The sequence below is a fragment of the Pseudomonas cichorii genome (assembly GCF_018343775.1).
GTDB classification, from domain to species: Bacteria; Pseudomonadota; Gammaproteobacteria; order Pseudomonadales; family Pseudomonadaceae; genus Aquipseudomonas; species Aquipseudomonas cichorii.
On sequence record NZ_CP074349.1, the window covers coordinates 1,826,698 to 1,840,360 of the forward strand.

Sequence of the window (13,663 nt, forward strand, 5' to 3'; positions counted from 1 at the left end):
TCCTCGGTTTTACGCCGACGCTTATCAGGCGCGTGGGCAGAAATGGCACGATTAAGTTCAGAGTTTTATGCCCAGTGCCGCGATAGAATCGGGAGCATTACTACTGGCCGACAGCCCCCAAAAGTTTTGAATGATAGAAGCGTAAATGGCACGAAAATCGGTGGTGAATTTTAGGTTTCCATCGCTATCAAGATCTTGCAGCGAACTTTGCTGCCCCCATAAGCCTCCCGATACACTGCCTCCGCATAGCAGCACTAAACCACTGGTGCCATGGTCGGTGCCTGCCGAGGCGTTTTCCTGTGGACGACGACCGAACTCGGAATGCACCAGAATCAGGCTGTCCTTCCATGCACTCATTTCCATAAGTCCCTTGCGCAATGACAGCAGCAGGGTTTGCACTTTACCGAGTAAGCGCTCATGTTCGCCGCGCAGACCCGAATGTAAGTCGAAGCCGGATAGACTGAGTTTGAACAAAGGGGCGTTGATGTCGTTTTCAATCAGCCATAACAGTAGCGCCGCCTGCATGTTTTGAGGTTCCGTATAACCATCCTTTGTGAACCACGCATTAAAACGATTAGGTGTTTTAATTTTGCGACGTATCCGTTCCCGCAGAGTTGCACTTTGATCCAGCAATTGTTCAAGGTGGTGTGCTGCCGGGTTCTGAGTTCCGAGGGTTGTCGATATCACAGGCCGTGTCTGCGCACTGAGAAACGATTTGCTGTCTTGCAAGGTCAAGACTTGGGCACCCCTGCTTTGCATCAGGTCCTGATTGCCCGAAAGAATGATGCCGTCAGCATCTTGAGCGCTCATGTGGATACGGTGGGTCGAGATCACTTGGCCAGCCCATCCGGAATGTTGACCTGCTTCCAGAGATCCCGATGCCCATATCGCCGCAGAGCCGAAATGAGACAAGTTGGGCTGCGGATAACCGACGTCCTGAACGATTGCCAGTTCTCCACGTTGGAAAACCTCGGCGATATCCTTCCATGCCGCATTCAAAGCCAGCTCTGTCGACAACGGAACGATGTCACGGTTGTTTAACGCCAGGTTGGGTCGATAGCGTTTGTAGAGAGGATCCGTGTAGGGAACCAAGGTGTTGAGCGAATCATTACCGCCAAACAACTCAATCACAATGAGTCGTTTGTGGGGGGGTAACTTCTGGTTTTCGGTTGCCGACAACGATAACGGTAATGCGATTCCCGCCATTCCCAAGGTCAGACTTTTTAACAACAGACGTCGAGAAAACAAACAAGAGTCAGACATTAAGCCCCCTTTAGCTATTTCAGGTTGTAGGCCGGGTCGAGAGTCAGTGCTTTGACTGCTTGTAGGCCGGACTCCAGCAATGGCAGTTCGATTCGTAATGGCGCGCTTGCCAACACTGAGTTGAAAGATATGTTTCCGGCTGATGTCTTGAGGTTTGGAATGCGTGCGGCAGCTATTGGAAGGCAAGGTGTTACACGGCACTGGAGCTGTTGTCGTCCGGTACCATATTCAAGGTTTGAGTTGAGTGGGGCATGGCGGTCTTCCAGAGTTGCCTGTTCTGCTTGAATGGGATGACTGACTTCGAACACCAGGCTCAGATTGCAGTAGAACGAGCCCAGCGGTGAGTCAGCCTGGCAACCTGAGCCGGCGGTAGTGGACCAGCGAGCTTTTTGGGGGGAAAAGCGATAACCATCCAGAGCTATCCAGTTGACGAAAAGATTACTGCCGGTACTTTGTACGTCCATAGTCACTGTTACTGTATGGATATTTTCAGGCAGCTCTTTGCGTGGAATACTCACCCATTCCCACATGGGTTTCAGGTTTCCAGGTTCATTTGAACTCAATTCATGTTGGGTATTAGCACCGAGTTTCGCTTCAAAGGTCTTGATGATCTGATTGTTGACCGACACTTTAAAGCGCACAGGTGTGGTGGTGTATTCGGACGCAAAGCGCACCTGCAAGGCGTCGGCTTGTGGACGCTGTTCAAGGGTTTGCACCGCTTGCCAGAGGCGCTGTATGACACGTTCTCGATCAGTGAGAGTCTTGCTGCTCAACCACTCCAGCCCACCACGCCAGCCCTCGACTGAGGGTGCCATGAACGGTGCTTGTCCCAGGGCAGCAGAGTAATCGACCAGAATCTGCTGATCCGGTAGTACCAGTTCAAATGTGCGAGCGAAACCTATCACCAGTTCCAGTGGGGACTTAAGCAGTACGCCGCGATTGCGTTCATCCCAAAAAGCCGGACTCAATAATAGATCCTGAAGCAGAGCCCGAATGTCATAGTCGCTGTCGCGCAGAACCTGAGCCAGACGCTCGACCTCCTGCGGAGCTGGAGTCAAGGAGACGAATTCGTTATAAAACCGTTGTGCCAGACGCTTGGCCGTTTGTGGTTGTTGGAGCAGGATATCGACCAACTCGTCCAGCTCTTTGTCACTGTTGCCATTTATAGTTTGGCCGAGCACACGTTTTTCGGCACGGTCTGCTGTCTTTTCATCAAACCGATAACGCCATTGTTGTTCAAACGCAACACCATGTCCGGCCAAGACTCGGGCTACTTGTCTTACGTCCTCTTGGCTGTAAGTGCCAATTCCCAATGTGAATAGTTCAAGGAGTTCGCGTCCCAGATTTTCATTAGGACGGTGCTTTGTATTATGAACATTATCTAATCCGCTTAGCATCATTGGGTCTTGCAGTACTTGACGTGTCAGGCTGCGAAAGTTGCGATTGCCTGTATCCCGGAATAGCATTAACTGTTCTAGGAATGGTGCGGTGATGTGGGTTTTGTCGAAGCGTGAAACAAAAAGGTTATGCCAAAACAGGGTCATTCGATCCGCGAAAGGTGAGGGCGTTACAACCATTTCCTGTAACCACCACGCTTGCAGTTGATTAATTTCGTTGATACGTAGAAATGTGGTTTCGCGATCTTGCCATCCCTCGGCCCAATAGTTTGGGTGGGGTTGGCGTGTGAAGGCTGGTGGTTGTGTCCATAATGGAGCATCCAGAGACTCAAGCAAGCGTTCTACTGCCTGTTCGCGACTCAAGTGCTGATAGAGTTCCCTGTCGGAAGGGCTGGCACCAAAGCCGGTGCGACCCAGCAGGTGGGTTGTTTCATCTGGCGTCAGTGCATGAGCATTGCAGGCTATGATTGAAAGCAGGGTCGACAGAGCGACGGAGAATTTTTGTCCCGAAAGTGCTTTTGGTATGGAGAAGAAAGACATGGTGTTCCCCTGCTGTCTGGGATCTGCTGACGGGGAACATGGTTAAACTTATCGCGGCTTACAACAACTCGGAACGGTTCCCTAGAGTACGTATTGCTTGTTTTTAGTCGAAGTTGAATTTGAAAAAAAACGCTATCGGCTGGATTTTTCTCAAAAAATCAATTTGAAACAAGAGATTTCGTTCTTTTTATTTTTAATGAGGATCTGACGAAAAATCCCAAAGGTTATTGAGATATTGACTTCGCTTTACTTGAGGGGCTTAAGTATTTTTGGCTGGCTTGTTTGGGCCTTCTTCAAAGGGTGCGAAGTTAAGGTCGGCTAGTGAGAGGTTTGAGATTTTTGCACAAGCGGTACACTAGGTGGCTATTAAAAATGCAAAGCTACGGTGCGTGTTCATTTGCCAGAAAATATCATTGATAGACTCGGTAATGAGATCGCACGCAGACTTTTTCCTGTACGGGGTCTATAAAAATCCCGTCCGCCGAAGCATGGTGAATGTTAACGGTTTTGTTTGTCGTTGGTCCCTTAGCGATGATCCAGCGCTCTCCAAATTCGGCAACAGGCGAGGGCGTAGAGAGATAGATATTTGAGCCTGGCCATACCCATAACCCCTCACCCAAAAAGTTATTGATGACCTTAACGCTGTGCAAACACCAGCACTTGCCTCAGCATCTCATCACACGCCTCAAGCTGTTCAACACTTATAAACTCATCCGGCTTATGCCCTTGTTCCATGCTCCCTGGACCGCAGACCACGGCCGGGATTCCTGCTTGGTCGAACAATCCGCCTTCGGTGCCGAAGGCGACGGTGCCGAATGCCCGGGAGCCGCAGAACTGTGCAATCAACTCCGCTGCGTGGCTTTGCATCGGTGTGTCCAGGCCTGGGTAGCTCGACAGTTCGGTGAATTGGATGTCGCTCTGTCCACTCACGGCGCGCATGGCTGGCAGGAGGTTGTGTTGGGCGTAGGTGTGCATGGCGGTGACGATCTGGCGTGGGTTCAGTGTCGGGAGCGAGCGGACTTCAAAGTCGAAGTGGCACTGTGCGGGGACGATGTTCAAGGCGGTGCCTCCGCCGATCACGCCTGTCTGCACGGTGGAGAAGGGCGGGTCAAAACGCGGGTCCTGTGTATCGGCTTTTAATGCCTCCCCAAGACGACCCAGTTCGCAGATCAGCTTTGCGGCGTATTCGATGGCGTTGACGCCGCTGGGTGCATGGGCCGAATGGCAGGCGGCTCCGTGGACTTCGCAGCGCACGGCGACTTTGCCTTTGTGCCCAAGCACCGGTTTGAGCTCCGTGGGTTCGCCGATCACGCACAGCAGCGGTTTTACTGGGCGGGTATGGAGCGTTTCAAGCAATGAGCGCACGCCCAGGCAACCGATTTCTTCATCGTAGGACAGCGCAATGTGTACCGGCAGGCGCAGCGAAGCTTGTGCCAGCGCCGGGACCATTGCCAGCACGCAGGCAATGTAGCCTTTCATGTCGGCCGTGCCGCGACCGTAAAGTCTGCCGCCATTTTCGCTCAGCTCGAACGGCGGGAAGGTCCAGGCCTGGCCGTCCACTGGCACGACATCGGTATGCCCGGACAAGACGATGCCCGGCACGTCGGCCGGGCCGATTGTGGCAAACAGATTGGCTTTGGTTTTCTGCGCGTTGTAGATCAGTTCGCAGGCGACCCCGAAGCTGTCGAGGTAATCACGAACAAAATCGATCAGGGCCAGGTTGGACAGGCGGCTGGTGGTGTCGAAGGCCACCAGTCGCGCCAACAGCTCGCGGCTGGTACTCATCGATCATCCCCCGGTACGCCGTAACCCGGTGCGCTGGCAGGGTTCAGGGCGCGGTCGATGTAGTCCTGCATTTGTGGCCGGTAGGTTTGCCACAGGTTGTTCAGTGCTTCGATGGGGTCGTGGTCGGTCCAGTCCACACGCAGGTCCACGATGGGCCAGGAAGGTTCGCCAACCACTTTTACTGCCGCCGAGTGTACCGGCCCGGCTTCGCCGCCTGCCGCCAGACCTGCACGCATCGCTTGCAGCAGGCGCTCGGCCAATGGCCCTGTGGTTTCCTCGAAAGCCTTGATCATGGTGTCGATGACTTCCGGGCTTGCGAGCATATTGCCAGCCACCACGCACTGATCCCCGCTGCGTGCGTTATTGATGCCCAGCGTTTCGCTGCCGCTGAAATGCGCGGTCCGTCCCTGATGGTCGATGGCTGTAATTTGCCGATACTCGCTGAAGGCGTTGCCCGCCAATGCCTGTTCCAAAGCCTCGGCTGGCGGCAGGCCTTGCTCGATCAGCTCCAGTGTTTGAGGCCCCAGTGCGGGCAGGGTGATGTTCTGCGAGGACACGGCCCCAACTCCAGCGCGCAACCAGGGGCAGCGTGCGCCCACGGCGATGCTCGATGAGCTGATGGCGATGCCCAACTGGCCGGTTTCTGCGCAGCGTGCAGCGATGGAAAAGGTCATGGCGGCGCTCCTTATTCAGGGATTACGGCGATCACGTCGATTTCCATCAGCCATTGCGGCTGACCCAATGCCGATACCACCAGCCCTGTGGAAATGGGGAAGACCCCTTTGAGCCATTTGCCGACTTCGTGATAGACCGGCTCGCGGTAGCGCGGGTCGATGATGTAGGTGGTGGTCTTGACGATGTGCGACAGGTCGCTGCCTGCTTCTTCGAGCAGTTGCTTGACGTTTTTCATCGCCTGATTCGCCTGTGCGGCGGGGTCGCCGAGGCCGATCAGGTTGCCGTCGAAATCGGTGCCGACCTGGCCGCGCACGTACACGGTGTTGCCGGCACGCACGGCCTGGCACAGGTCGTTGTTCAGGCTTTGGTTGGGGTAGGTGTCCTTGGTGTTGAACATGCGGATGCGAGTGTGAGTCGGGGTGCTCATGTGAAACTCCTGGGGAGCGATTCGCGCTCCTGTAAAGTGATCAGCCGTTGACGTTGCGCAACTGGACGACAGGGGAGGGCATGACACGTTTGCCCTGGTCGTACGATCGGTATTTGTGTTGAGTGGCGATCTGGTCAGCCACATGTTTGGCGTCGTGCCACACGCCCCAGATAAAGGCGGAACCGCGTCGCGATAGCCACGGCAGGCCGACGAAGTACAGGCCTTGCTCGCTGGACACGCCACGTTGATGGCGAGGTTTGCCCTTGGCGTCGAAGGCATCGAGTTGCAGCCAGCTGTAATCCTGGGAATAGCCCGTGGCCCAGATGATCGAGGTGACACCGGCGGTGGCCAGGTCCAGTTCCTGCAACGGGTGAGTGATGCAGTCGGCATCGGCCACGCGCTCGCGGGCCGAGGGCTCCAGTGGCAGGTCCAGGCCGTTGCGCTGCGCATAGGCATCGGCGGCATCGAGCAGTGACAGGTAGTTCTCGTCACCTCGGTCGAGGTTGTCGACGAGGTCGTTCTGGAAGCGCACCTTGCCATCGGCAAAGCTTTCGGTCAGGCCGGTCAGGGTCATGCCGGCCTGTGCCAGACGACGGAAGTCCACGGTGTAACCGCCACGCGCACCGCTGACCGCAATGGTCACGTGTTCCTTGCCGGGCTGTACGGTTTCGCTGTCCCACAGGCCCAGCACGCCCAGCCACCAGCAGAAGTCTCGGCCACGGTAGGCGCGTGGCGGACGGTCGTGGGGGCCGACCGACAGATAGACCTGACGGCCAGCGAGCAGCAGTTCTTCGGCGATCTGTACGCCGGAAGAGCCAGCGCCGACTACCAGCACTGCGCCCTCCGGCAGTTGTTGGGGGTTGAAGTAGTGGGCCGAGTGAATCTGGTGCAGGGCGTCATCCTTGGGGGCAATTGCCGGGATGACGGGCTTCTGGAACGGGCCGGTCGCTGATACCAGGTGGTTGACCACGTAGGTGCCTGCGCTGGTTTCGACGGTGAAGCCTGCGCGTTGCCGGTTTCGGGTAACGCGCTTGACCTCTACGCCGGTCTTGATGGGCGCATCGAATTTGCGTGCATAGCGCTCGAAGTAATCGGCGACCTGTTCCTTGCCGGCGAACCCATCCGGGTCCATGTCGAATTCAAGGCCTGGAAAGCGGTCATGCCAGGCCGGGCCGTTGGCGACCAGCGAATCCCAGCGGCCACTGCGCCAGGCTTCTGCAACGCGGTGTTTTTCCAGTACCAGATGCTCGATGCCAAGGCGGCTCAAGTGCTCGCTCATGGCGATGCCAGCCTGGCCCGCGCCCACGACGAGTGTGTCGATTTCTGTGATTTTCTCGGTCATCCTGGCCTCCTTCAACAGGCCGTTTTCGACGTGTTGGTGCCGTAAAAAAGTAGCGAAACGTCAGGGCGCAGGCGCAAAGAGTCCTACGGCATCCGCAGACGTGTATCGAGTCAGTAACGGGTGTTGTCAGTCGACCAGCGAAGGGTCCTGCTGAATCATCAGCAGCTTCATTTCTTCAAAATGCTGGTGAGAGAAATCGGTGATTTTTTCCCAGTCACGGGCGGTTTTCTCCGCGACGTCGTCTGGCAGAATTTTCAGCGGCTGGCCTGTGGACCATGCCGTTACCAGAATCTGGCAGGCGCGCTCCAGGGTCCAGATATCGTCGAAGGCCTCGCCTACGGTTGGGGCAATGACGATCACGCCATGGTTGCCCATCAGCAGACGGTTCTTGCCTTCCAGCAAGCCGGTCAGGCGGGCGCCTTCGGCTGTGGTGTCGGCCATGCCGCCGTAAAGCTCATCCACTGCTACACGGTTGAAGTAGCGGGCGGTGTTCTGGTCGATTGCCGGAATGTGCGGCTTGGCCAGGCACGCCACGGCGGTGGTGTAGACCGGGTGCAAGTGCAACACCACGCGGGCATCCGGCAGGCGCTGGTGGATCTGCCCATGGATGGACCAGGCGGTGGCATCTACATCGGGCCGGTGGGCGGCTTCGGCATCATCGGCATCCAGCAGCAACAGGTCGCTGGCGCGCAGCCGCGAGAAATGTTTCCACTTGGGGTTGAGCAGAAACTTTTTGCCGTCGGCTGACAGGGCGGCGCTGAAATGGTTGGCAACGGCTTCGTGCATGCCCAGGTGGGCGATGATGCGAAAGGTCGCCGCCAGGTCGATGCGCGTCTGTTCTTCGAAGTTGAGGGCCATGGTTATTGCACTCCGGTAGAACGTGCCCGCAGTGACTGCCGGGCACGTTCATGGGCTATCAGGGTTTTGGCATCAGCGTGGCGATGTCGTCGGCAGTCGGGGCCTGGAACTTGTATTTCTCCAGCAATGCGGCGTATTCCGGGGTCTTGCTGTATTTCTCAAGGCCTTCGATCAGGGCGTTCTTGACCACATCGTTGCCCTTTTTCACGCCGAAGCCGTTGAGCACCGGGTAGATCAGGGTTTCAGAGGAGATCACCACCCGGTTGCCGAGTTTCTCCACCACGCCGCGAGCCACGGCCGCGTCGGTGATCTGTGCTTCAACCGCGTGGGCCAGCATGGCCTGGGTCGTTTGCGGGTCGGTGCCGTATTCGCTGATCGCGATAGGTGGCAGGCCGTTTTTCACGCAGTACTCGGTGGAGAGTTTCTGCAGTTGTTGCAGCCAGGAGGTTGCTGCCATGGAGCCGATCTTGTGGCCACAGAAGTCTTCCGGGGTCTTGGGCTGATAGGCGCTGCCCTTGACCGCCAGGATGGACTCGCCGCTTTTGAGGTAGGGAATCATGTCGATGACTTTCAGGCGGTCGGCGGTGATGTACATCGACGAGTTGGTGATATCGAATTTGCCGCCCTGCAGGCCACCGATCAGGTTGGGAAAGCGGGTGTCGATGTTCTCTGCCGTCATCCCCATCACTTTCGCCAGCCCGTCGAGAAACTCGATGTCGAAGCCGGCTGGTTTGTTCTTGTCCATGTATTCATAGGGGAAGAACGTCATGTCGGAACCGGCGATGATCTTGCCCGGCTGCTGGAAAGCCGAGGCCATCGATGCGGACATGGCAAGCGCAGCGCCCAATACAGCCAGCGCAACGGGACGAACAATCAGGCTTGAAAGCTTCATGGGTATTCCTCGCAGAGTGGGTAGGGTTCAGGCAGTGGCGACGTCGTTTCCGGCTTGCTGCACGAAAAACGAAGCGCCCTTGGGTTTCTGTGGCAGGCGAATCTGGTGCACGGTGCTGCGAATCAGGCCGCTTTCCTCGCCCGCCACCATCAAGCCGGTGTGCTCGCTGGGCAGCGGGTTTTCACCGAAGGGCAAGGCGTCTTCGGCGGCATAGACGCTGATGAACAGGGTGCGTGGGAATTCGGTTTCATTGGGGCTTGAGGCGTGCAGCAAGCGGGTGTGCATGAAGCACACCGAGCCCGACGGGCCATAGCAGGCGACCGGTTGCTGGCAGTGCTCTTCAATGACGGTTTCTTCAACCGCACCGGTAAAGCGGCCGTTCTGCCAATGGGACCAGAGCTCTCCCTTGTGGCTGCCCGGCACTACGTTGAGCGGGCCGTTTTCCGGGGTCACGTCGCTGACCATCAGCAGGGCTGTCACCAGGTCGTCGTTGCTGTGTGGCGTGAACAGGAAGTCTTGATGCCACTTCACCTGCGTGGCGGTGTGAGGCAGTTTGGAGTTGATCTTGCTGTGATGAAAACGGGTGCCGCTGCCGCCGATCAGTTGCGCGGCAATGGTTGCCATGCGCGATTGAAATGCCGTCTGGTAGTACGCCTGCGAGATTTCCGTGGGTGAGGTCACGCGGCGCAGCGACGGGTGATCGGGGCGATGGTCGCTTTCCAGATCGAAACGTGGTCGACCATCCAGGGTCTGCCCCCAGGCCTTGTCCTGGCTGCGGCTGTTCTCTACCCACTGGTCGAAGTCTTGCTGTAGCGCGGCCACTTCATGGGCGTTCAGCACGTTTTCCACCACGAGAAAGCCCTGTTCGTGAAACTGGTCTATCTGCCATTGCTCGATCATGTTCTTTTCCCATCAAACAAAACGTTAAGGTTCAAGCCAACGAGACATCTTTCAGAAAAGCTTCAACACGCGGGTGCTGGCCGTTGCGCAGCGCCTGTGGGTTGTCGTCGCACACCACGCGGCCCTTCTCCATGAACACGATGCGATCGGAGACCTTGAAGGCGAAGTTCATCTCATGGGTCACGATGACCATGGTGATGCCCTCTTGCGCCAGGGTTTCGATGACCTGCAGCACCTCGTTGACCTTTTCCGGGTCCAGTGCCGAAGTGGGTTCGTCGAACAGCATGATTTGCGGACGCATCATCAAGGCACGGGCAATCGCCACTCGTTGCTGCTGGCCGCCGGACAACTGATGCGGGTATTTCCAGGTGTGTTCCAGCATGCCGACCTTGTGCAGCAGCTCGTAGGCCTGTTGCTTGAGCTCATTTGTCGGGGCCAGGCGGTGGTAACGCGGGGCCAGTAGCAGGTTGTCGAGCACGGTCAGGTGCGGGAACAGGTTGAAGCTCTGGAACACCATGCCGATCTTCATGCGGTGCTCGGTGTGTTCCACGTAACGCGGTTTCTGTGCGCCCTGGCGGGTCAGGTGAATGAAGGGCTGGCCATTGACCTTGATGTCGCCGTTATCAATCTGCTCAAGACCGTTGAGCAGGCGGATCAATGTGGTCTTGCCCGAGCCCGACGGCCCGATTACCGACACCACTTCACCGGGCTGGATCTGCAGGTTGACGGCCCCCAGCACTTCGATGTCGTTGTAAGCCTTGTGCAGCCGGGTCGCCTGGAGTGCAGGGCCTTCGAAGTCTGAGACGGGGCGGTCAATGGCGGCGCGCTGTTGGGTAGCGAGCTTGAGCATGTCGGCGTCCGGTTCGCGCACGACCTTGCGCTGCGTCACGTCCAGGTAGCGTTCAAGGCGTTTGAGCAGGAAGTCGAACACAGTAACGATCAGCACGTAGTAGAAGGCCACTGCCGCCATGGTTTCCATGACCAGGAAGTTCTGCGAGTAGAGGCGCTGGCCTACCATCAGGATCTCGGTCAGGGAGATCACCGACACCAGCGAGCTGAGTTTGACGATGGAGATGTATTCGTTGGTCAGCGACGGCAGCGCGACACGAAGCGCCTGGGGAATCACGATCCGCCATTGAGTGCCGACAAAGCTCAGCCCCAAGGCTCTGGCCGCTTCACTTTGCCCTTTGGCGATGGAGAGCAGGCCGCCGCGATGGATTTCTGCGACGTAAGCGGTTTCGCATATCACCAGGGCGATGAGGCCTGCCCAGAACGGGTTGGCCAGCACGGCCGAGGTGGCTGGCACGACCTGCGGCAAGTTATAAATGAATATCAGCAGGACCAGTAAAGGCAAACTACGAAATAGCCAGATATAGGCCCGGGCTGGCAAGTTGATCAGGGGCTGGGATGATTGTTTGGCCAGCGCCAGAACAAACCCCAGAACAATACTTATTACCCACGTCAATACACTGAGCTGAATGACGGTCCAGCTCGCCCTCCAGAACTCGGTATCGCTGAGCAGACTAAACATGTATTTCCAGTCAAACGTCATCGTCAGTTCGCTCGGCAAGTGAATAGTGATGGGCGACGTCCTGTCGAAGTTGATAGTGAACGCTCTCTGTTCTCCCTTCTGTGGCCATCATGATTGATGCCAAGTCCACTCGCCAAATAGTAAGTTTTGGCCCATAGCATAGGAAAATCCTAAGCAGATACTAGGCTGATAATGACAAGCGCCTCAGGGCTCTGAAGTTCGGAGCCTGAATAGCGGATTTTATGCATCTGAAGTGCGCACTTTTAGGGCGGTCAATCAAGCGCTCGGGCACGACTGCGCGCATTCAGTGCGCCGTCTGTCGTGCTGCGAGGCCCGTCATTACTGGGGTTTATCAGCGCGTAGCAGGCTGGGTTATCGGTAACAGGCGATGTGATTAATGAATTGACGCAAAACCTGGCCGCTGGCATGGTCTTCGCTAGGGTATAGGTAAAAGCTATTCAGGCAATGCGGTACAAAGCGGGGTAAGCAGTGACTCACTTTACATTGAAACAGCTCAAGTATTTTGTCACTGCAGTTGAAATGGACAGTATTGCCGAAGCCTCGCGACAGTTGCATATTTCTCAGCCTTCCATTTCAGTGGCTATCAAGAATCTCGAAGAGGCATTTGAACAGCCTTTGTTTGTACGCCACCATGCGCAAGGTGTTTCCCTGACGTCAGGTGGCGGGAAAGTATATGAGAAAGCTAAAGAACTCTTGCGACTTTCCGAAGAACTTGAACAGAACTCGCGCGCGGATAACAAACATGTCCGTGGCACTATCGCTATTGGTTGCTTTGAATCGGCTGCGCCACTTTATATGCCCCGGCTGGTTGCAGGTTTCAAGCGTTTATACCCCGATGTCACTATTCAACTGTGTGATGGCGAGCAACACGAATTGATGCACGGGCTGCACCGTGGCCGTTTCGATCTGGCGTTTCTGTACGATCTTGAGCTGGGCGCCACCATCAATAAAGAAGAGTTGAACGCGCCGCACAAGCCTTATGCACTGCTGCCGGCAGCTCATCCTCTGGCACAGAAAAAAACCGTCACGCTGCACGAGCTGAGCCAGGAGCCGATGATCCTGCTGGATGCCGTACCCAGCAGAACCTACTTCATCGATATCTTTACGGAAAAGGGCTATTCGCCCGTGGTTGCGTACAGTTCACCGTCGATTGAAATGGTGCGCTGCATGGTCGGCCAGGGGTTGGGTTTTTCGGTATTGGTCACTCGGCCCTGCACCAATATGACTTACGACGGCGAGCTACTGGCCCAACTGGATATTGAAGATGATATGCCAGCGTCGACGCTGGTCATGGCCTATCTGCGCAACAACCAGCCAACACGCGCTACCCGGCTGTTTATGGATTATTGCCGCACTGTCGAGCTGGCCCCGCCTGCCAATGTTGCAGCGAGGGTGATCGAACCCTGTGCATGAGGCAAGCAAGTGCTTGCCTCATGCAGCGGTAAGAGCTTTGCACTGATTGCTTAACGCGCGTCAGCTCGACTCGCCCACCATTCGCCTACATCAAACGAAGGGCACGCCTTGATGAACTCGTCAGGCGTGATCTTGCCGTCGCCATTGCGATCCGGCGACAGGTCGCGGTGGCCGAGGATGCGTGCAGCGGGGTAGCGGCCCTTGAGTTGCTGTAACAGGGTTTCAAGGGTCGCAAACTGTGCAGGTGTGAAGTTGTTTTCCGGTTTGTTGCGGGCGTCTACGCCACCGGCCAGGCAGACGCCGATGGAGTTGAGGTTGTGGCCTTTCACATGGGCACCGATGGTGCTTTCCGGGCGTCCGGTTTCCAGTTCGCCATTGCGGCGGATGACATAGTGATAGCCCACGGTGTCGAAGCCGCGCTGGATATGCCATTGGGTGATTTCACGCACGCCGATATCGGCCGTGGCGCGGGTGGCGGAGCAATGGACGACGATGAGGTCGGTGCTGGTCCGATTCTTGAGCGTAGAAGGGGTTGAGGTCTGGTTCATGGGCTGCATTCCTTGCAAGGTGATTGGAACCTTGTAAGGAATACGAGAGCGGCCTGTGCCTCAAGTCAGCC

The 13,663-nt window shown here is 56.5% G+C and carries 12 protein-coding genes; 1 reads left to right on the plus strand and 11 read right to left on the minus strand.

The window, feature by feature from the left end:
- Window positions 1-57: 57 nt before the first annotated feature.
- The 10 genes from KGD89_RS08130 to KGD89_RS08175 all read right to left on the minus strand — a co-directional run bounded on the left by KGD89_RS08130 (window position 58) and on the right by KGD89_RS08175 (window position 11,631).
- Window positions 58-1,263: a DUF1501 domain-containing protein gene (locus KGD89_RS08130; protein ID WP_025259291.1), complete on the minus strand. Its 1,206-nt coding sequence runs from the start codon at window positions 1,261-1,263 to the stop codon at window positions 58-60.
- 14 nt (window positions 1,264-1,277) lie between these two features.
- Entirely contained in the window at window positions 1,278-3,200 is a 1,923-nt protein-coding gene (locus KGD89_RS08135; RefSeq protein ID WP_025259292.1) for a DUF1800 domain-containing protein, read from the minus strand.
- 636 nt (window positions 3,201-3,836) lie between these two features.
- Entirely contained in the window at window positions 3,837-4,985 is a 1,149-nt protein-coding gene (gene argE, locus KGD89_RS08140; RefSeq protein ID WP_025259293.1) for an acetylornithine deacetylase, read from the minus strand.
- Window positions 4,982-5,659: a DUF1028 domain-containing protein gene (locus KGD89_RS08145; RefSeq protein ID WP_025259294.1), complete on the minus strand. Its 678-nt coding sequence runs from the start codon at window positions 5,657-5,659 to the stop codon at window positions 4,982-4,984. Before KGD89_RS08145 ends, argE begins: the two co-directional genes overlap by 4 nt.
- 11 nt (window positions 5,660-5,670) lie before the next feature.
- Window positions 5,671-6,087: a RidA family protein gene (locus KGD89_RS08150; protein WP_025259295.1), complete on the minus strand. Its 417-nt coding sequence runs from the start codon at window positions 6,085-6,087 to the stop codon at window positions 5,671-5,673.
- A 40-nt stretch (window positions 6,088-6,127) separates the two neighbouring features.
- Window positions 6,128-7,429 (minus strand): flavin-containing monooxygenase, encoded by a 1,302-nt coding sequence (locus tag KGD89_RS08155; protein ID WP_025259296.1) that lies wholly within the window; start codon window positions 7,427-7,429, stop codon window positions 6,128-6,130.
- A 126-nt stretch (window positions 7,430-7,555) separates the two neighbouring features.
- Window positions 7,556-8,287 carry a class II aldolase and adducin N-terminal domain-containing protein gene (locus KGD89_RS08160; protein ID WP_025259297.1) on the minus strand — a complete coding sequence of 244 codons (732 nt, stop codon included), beginning with the start codon at window positions 8,285-8,287 and terminating at the stop codon, window positions 7,556-7,558.
- A gap of 58 nt (window positions 8,288-8,345) precedes the next feature.
- A complete protein-coding gene (locus KGD89_RS08165; protein ID WP_025259298.1) occupies window positions 8,346-9,179 on the minus strand; it encodes a transporter substrate-binding domain-containing protein in 834 nt (277 codons plus the stop codon).
- Between the two features lie 27 nt (window positions 9,180-9,206).
- Window positions 9,207-10,079 carry a phytanoyl-CoA dioxygenase family protein gene (locus KGD89_RS08170; protein ID WP_025259299.1) on the minus strand — a complete coding sequence of 291 codons (873 nt, stop codon included), beginning with the start codon at window positions 10,077-10,079 and terminating at the stop codon, window positions 9,207-9,209.
- A 31-nt stretch (window positions 10,080-10,110) separates the two neighbouring features.
- On the minus strand, window positions 10,111-11,631 hold the full coding sequence (locus tag KGD89_RS08175) for an amino acid ABC transporter permease/ATP-binding protein (protein WP_025259300.1): 1,521 nt from the start codon (window positions 11,629-11,631) through the stop codon (window positions 10,111-10,113).
- 468 nt (window positions 11,632-12,099) lie between these two features.
- On the opposite strand from KGD89_RS08175, the gene KGD89_RS08180 reads away from it, so the two are divergent.
- Complete coding sequence (locus KGD89_RS08180; RefSeq protein WP_025259301.1) at window positions 12,100-13,044, plus strand: LysR family transcriptional regulator; 945 nt, start codon at window positions 12,100-12,102, stop codon at window positions 13,042-13,044.
- 50 nt (window positions 13,045-13,094) lie between these two features.
- Here KGD89_RS08180 and KGD89_RS08185 read toward each other — a convergent pair whose 3' ends face one another.
- Window positions 13,095-13,592, minus strand: a complete 498-nt coding sequence (locus KGD89_RS08185) for an N-acetylmuramoyl-L-alanine amidase (RefSeq protein WP_025259302.1) — start codon at window positions 13,590-13,592, stop codon at window positions 13,095-13,097.
- Between the last annotated feature and the right edge of the window lie 71 nt (window positions 13,593-13,663).

Coding starts and splice junctions, on each gene's coding strand:
- KGD89_RS08130 (WP_025259291.1), bottom strand. CDS start 1,263: ATGTCTGACTCTTGTTTGTTTTCTCGACGTCTGTTGTTAAAAAGTCTG.
- KGD89_RS08135 (WP_025259292.1), bottom strand. CDS start 3,200: ATGTCTTTCTTCTCCATACCAAAAGCACTTTCGGGACAAAAATTCTCC.
- argE (WP_025259293.1), bottom strand. CDS start 4,985: ATGAGTACCAGCCGCGAGCTGTTGGCGCGACTGGTGGCCTTCGACACC.
- KGD89_RS08145 (WP_025259294.1), bottom strand. CDS start 5,659: ATGACCTTTTCCATCGCTGCACGCTGCGCAGAAACCGGCCAGTTGGGC.
- KGD89_RS08150 (WP_025259295.1), bottom strand. CDS start 6,087: ATGAGCACCCCGACTCACACTCGCATCCGCATGTTCAACACCAAGGAC.
- KGD89_RS08155 (WP_025259296.1), bottom strand. CDS start 7,429: ATGACCGAGAAAATCACAGAAATCGACACACTCGTCGTGGGCGCGGGC.
- KGD89_RS08160 (WP_025259297.1), bottom strand. CDS start 8,287: ATGGCCCTCAACTTCGAAGAACAGACGCGCATCGACCTGGCGGCGACC.
- KGD89_RS08165 (WP_025259298.1), bottom strand. CDS start 9,179: ATGAAGCTTTCAAGCCTGATTGTTCGTCCCGTTGCGCTGGCTGTATTG.
- KGD89_RS08170 (WP_025259299.1), bottom strand. CDS start 10,079: ATGATCGAGCAATGGCAGATAGACCAGTTTCACGAACAGGGCTTTCTC.
- KGD89_RS08175 (WP_025259300.1), bottom strand. CDS start 11,631: ATGACGTTTGACTGGAAATACATGTTTAGTCTGCTCAGCGATACCGAG.
- KGD89_RS08185 (WP_025259302.1), bottom strand. CDS start 13,592: ATGAACCAGACCTCAACCCCTTCTACGCTCAAGAATCGGACCAGCACC.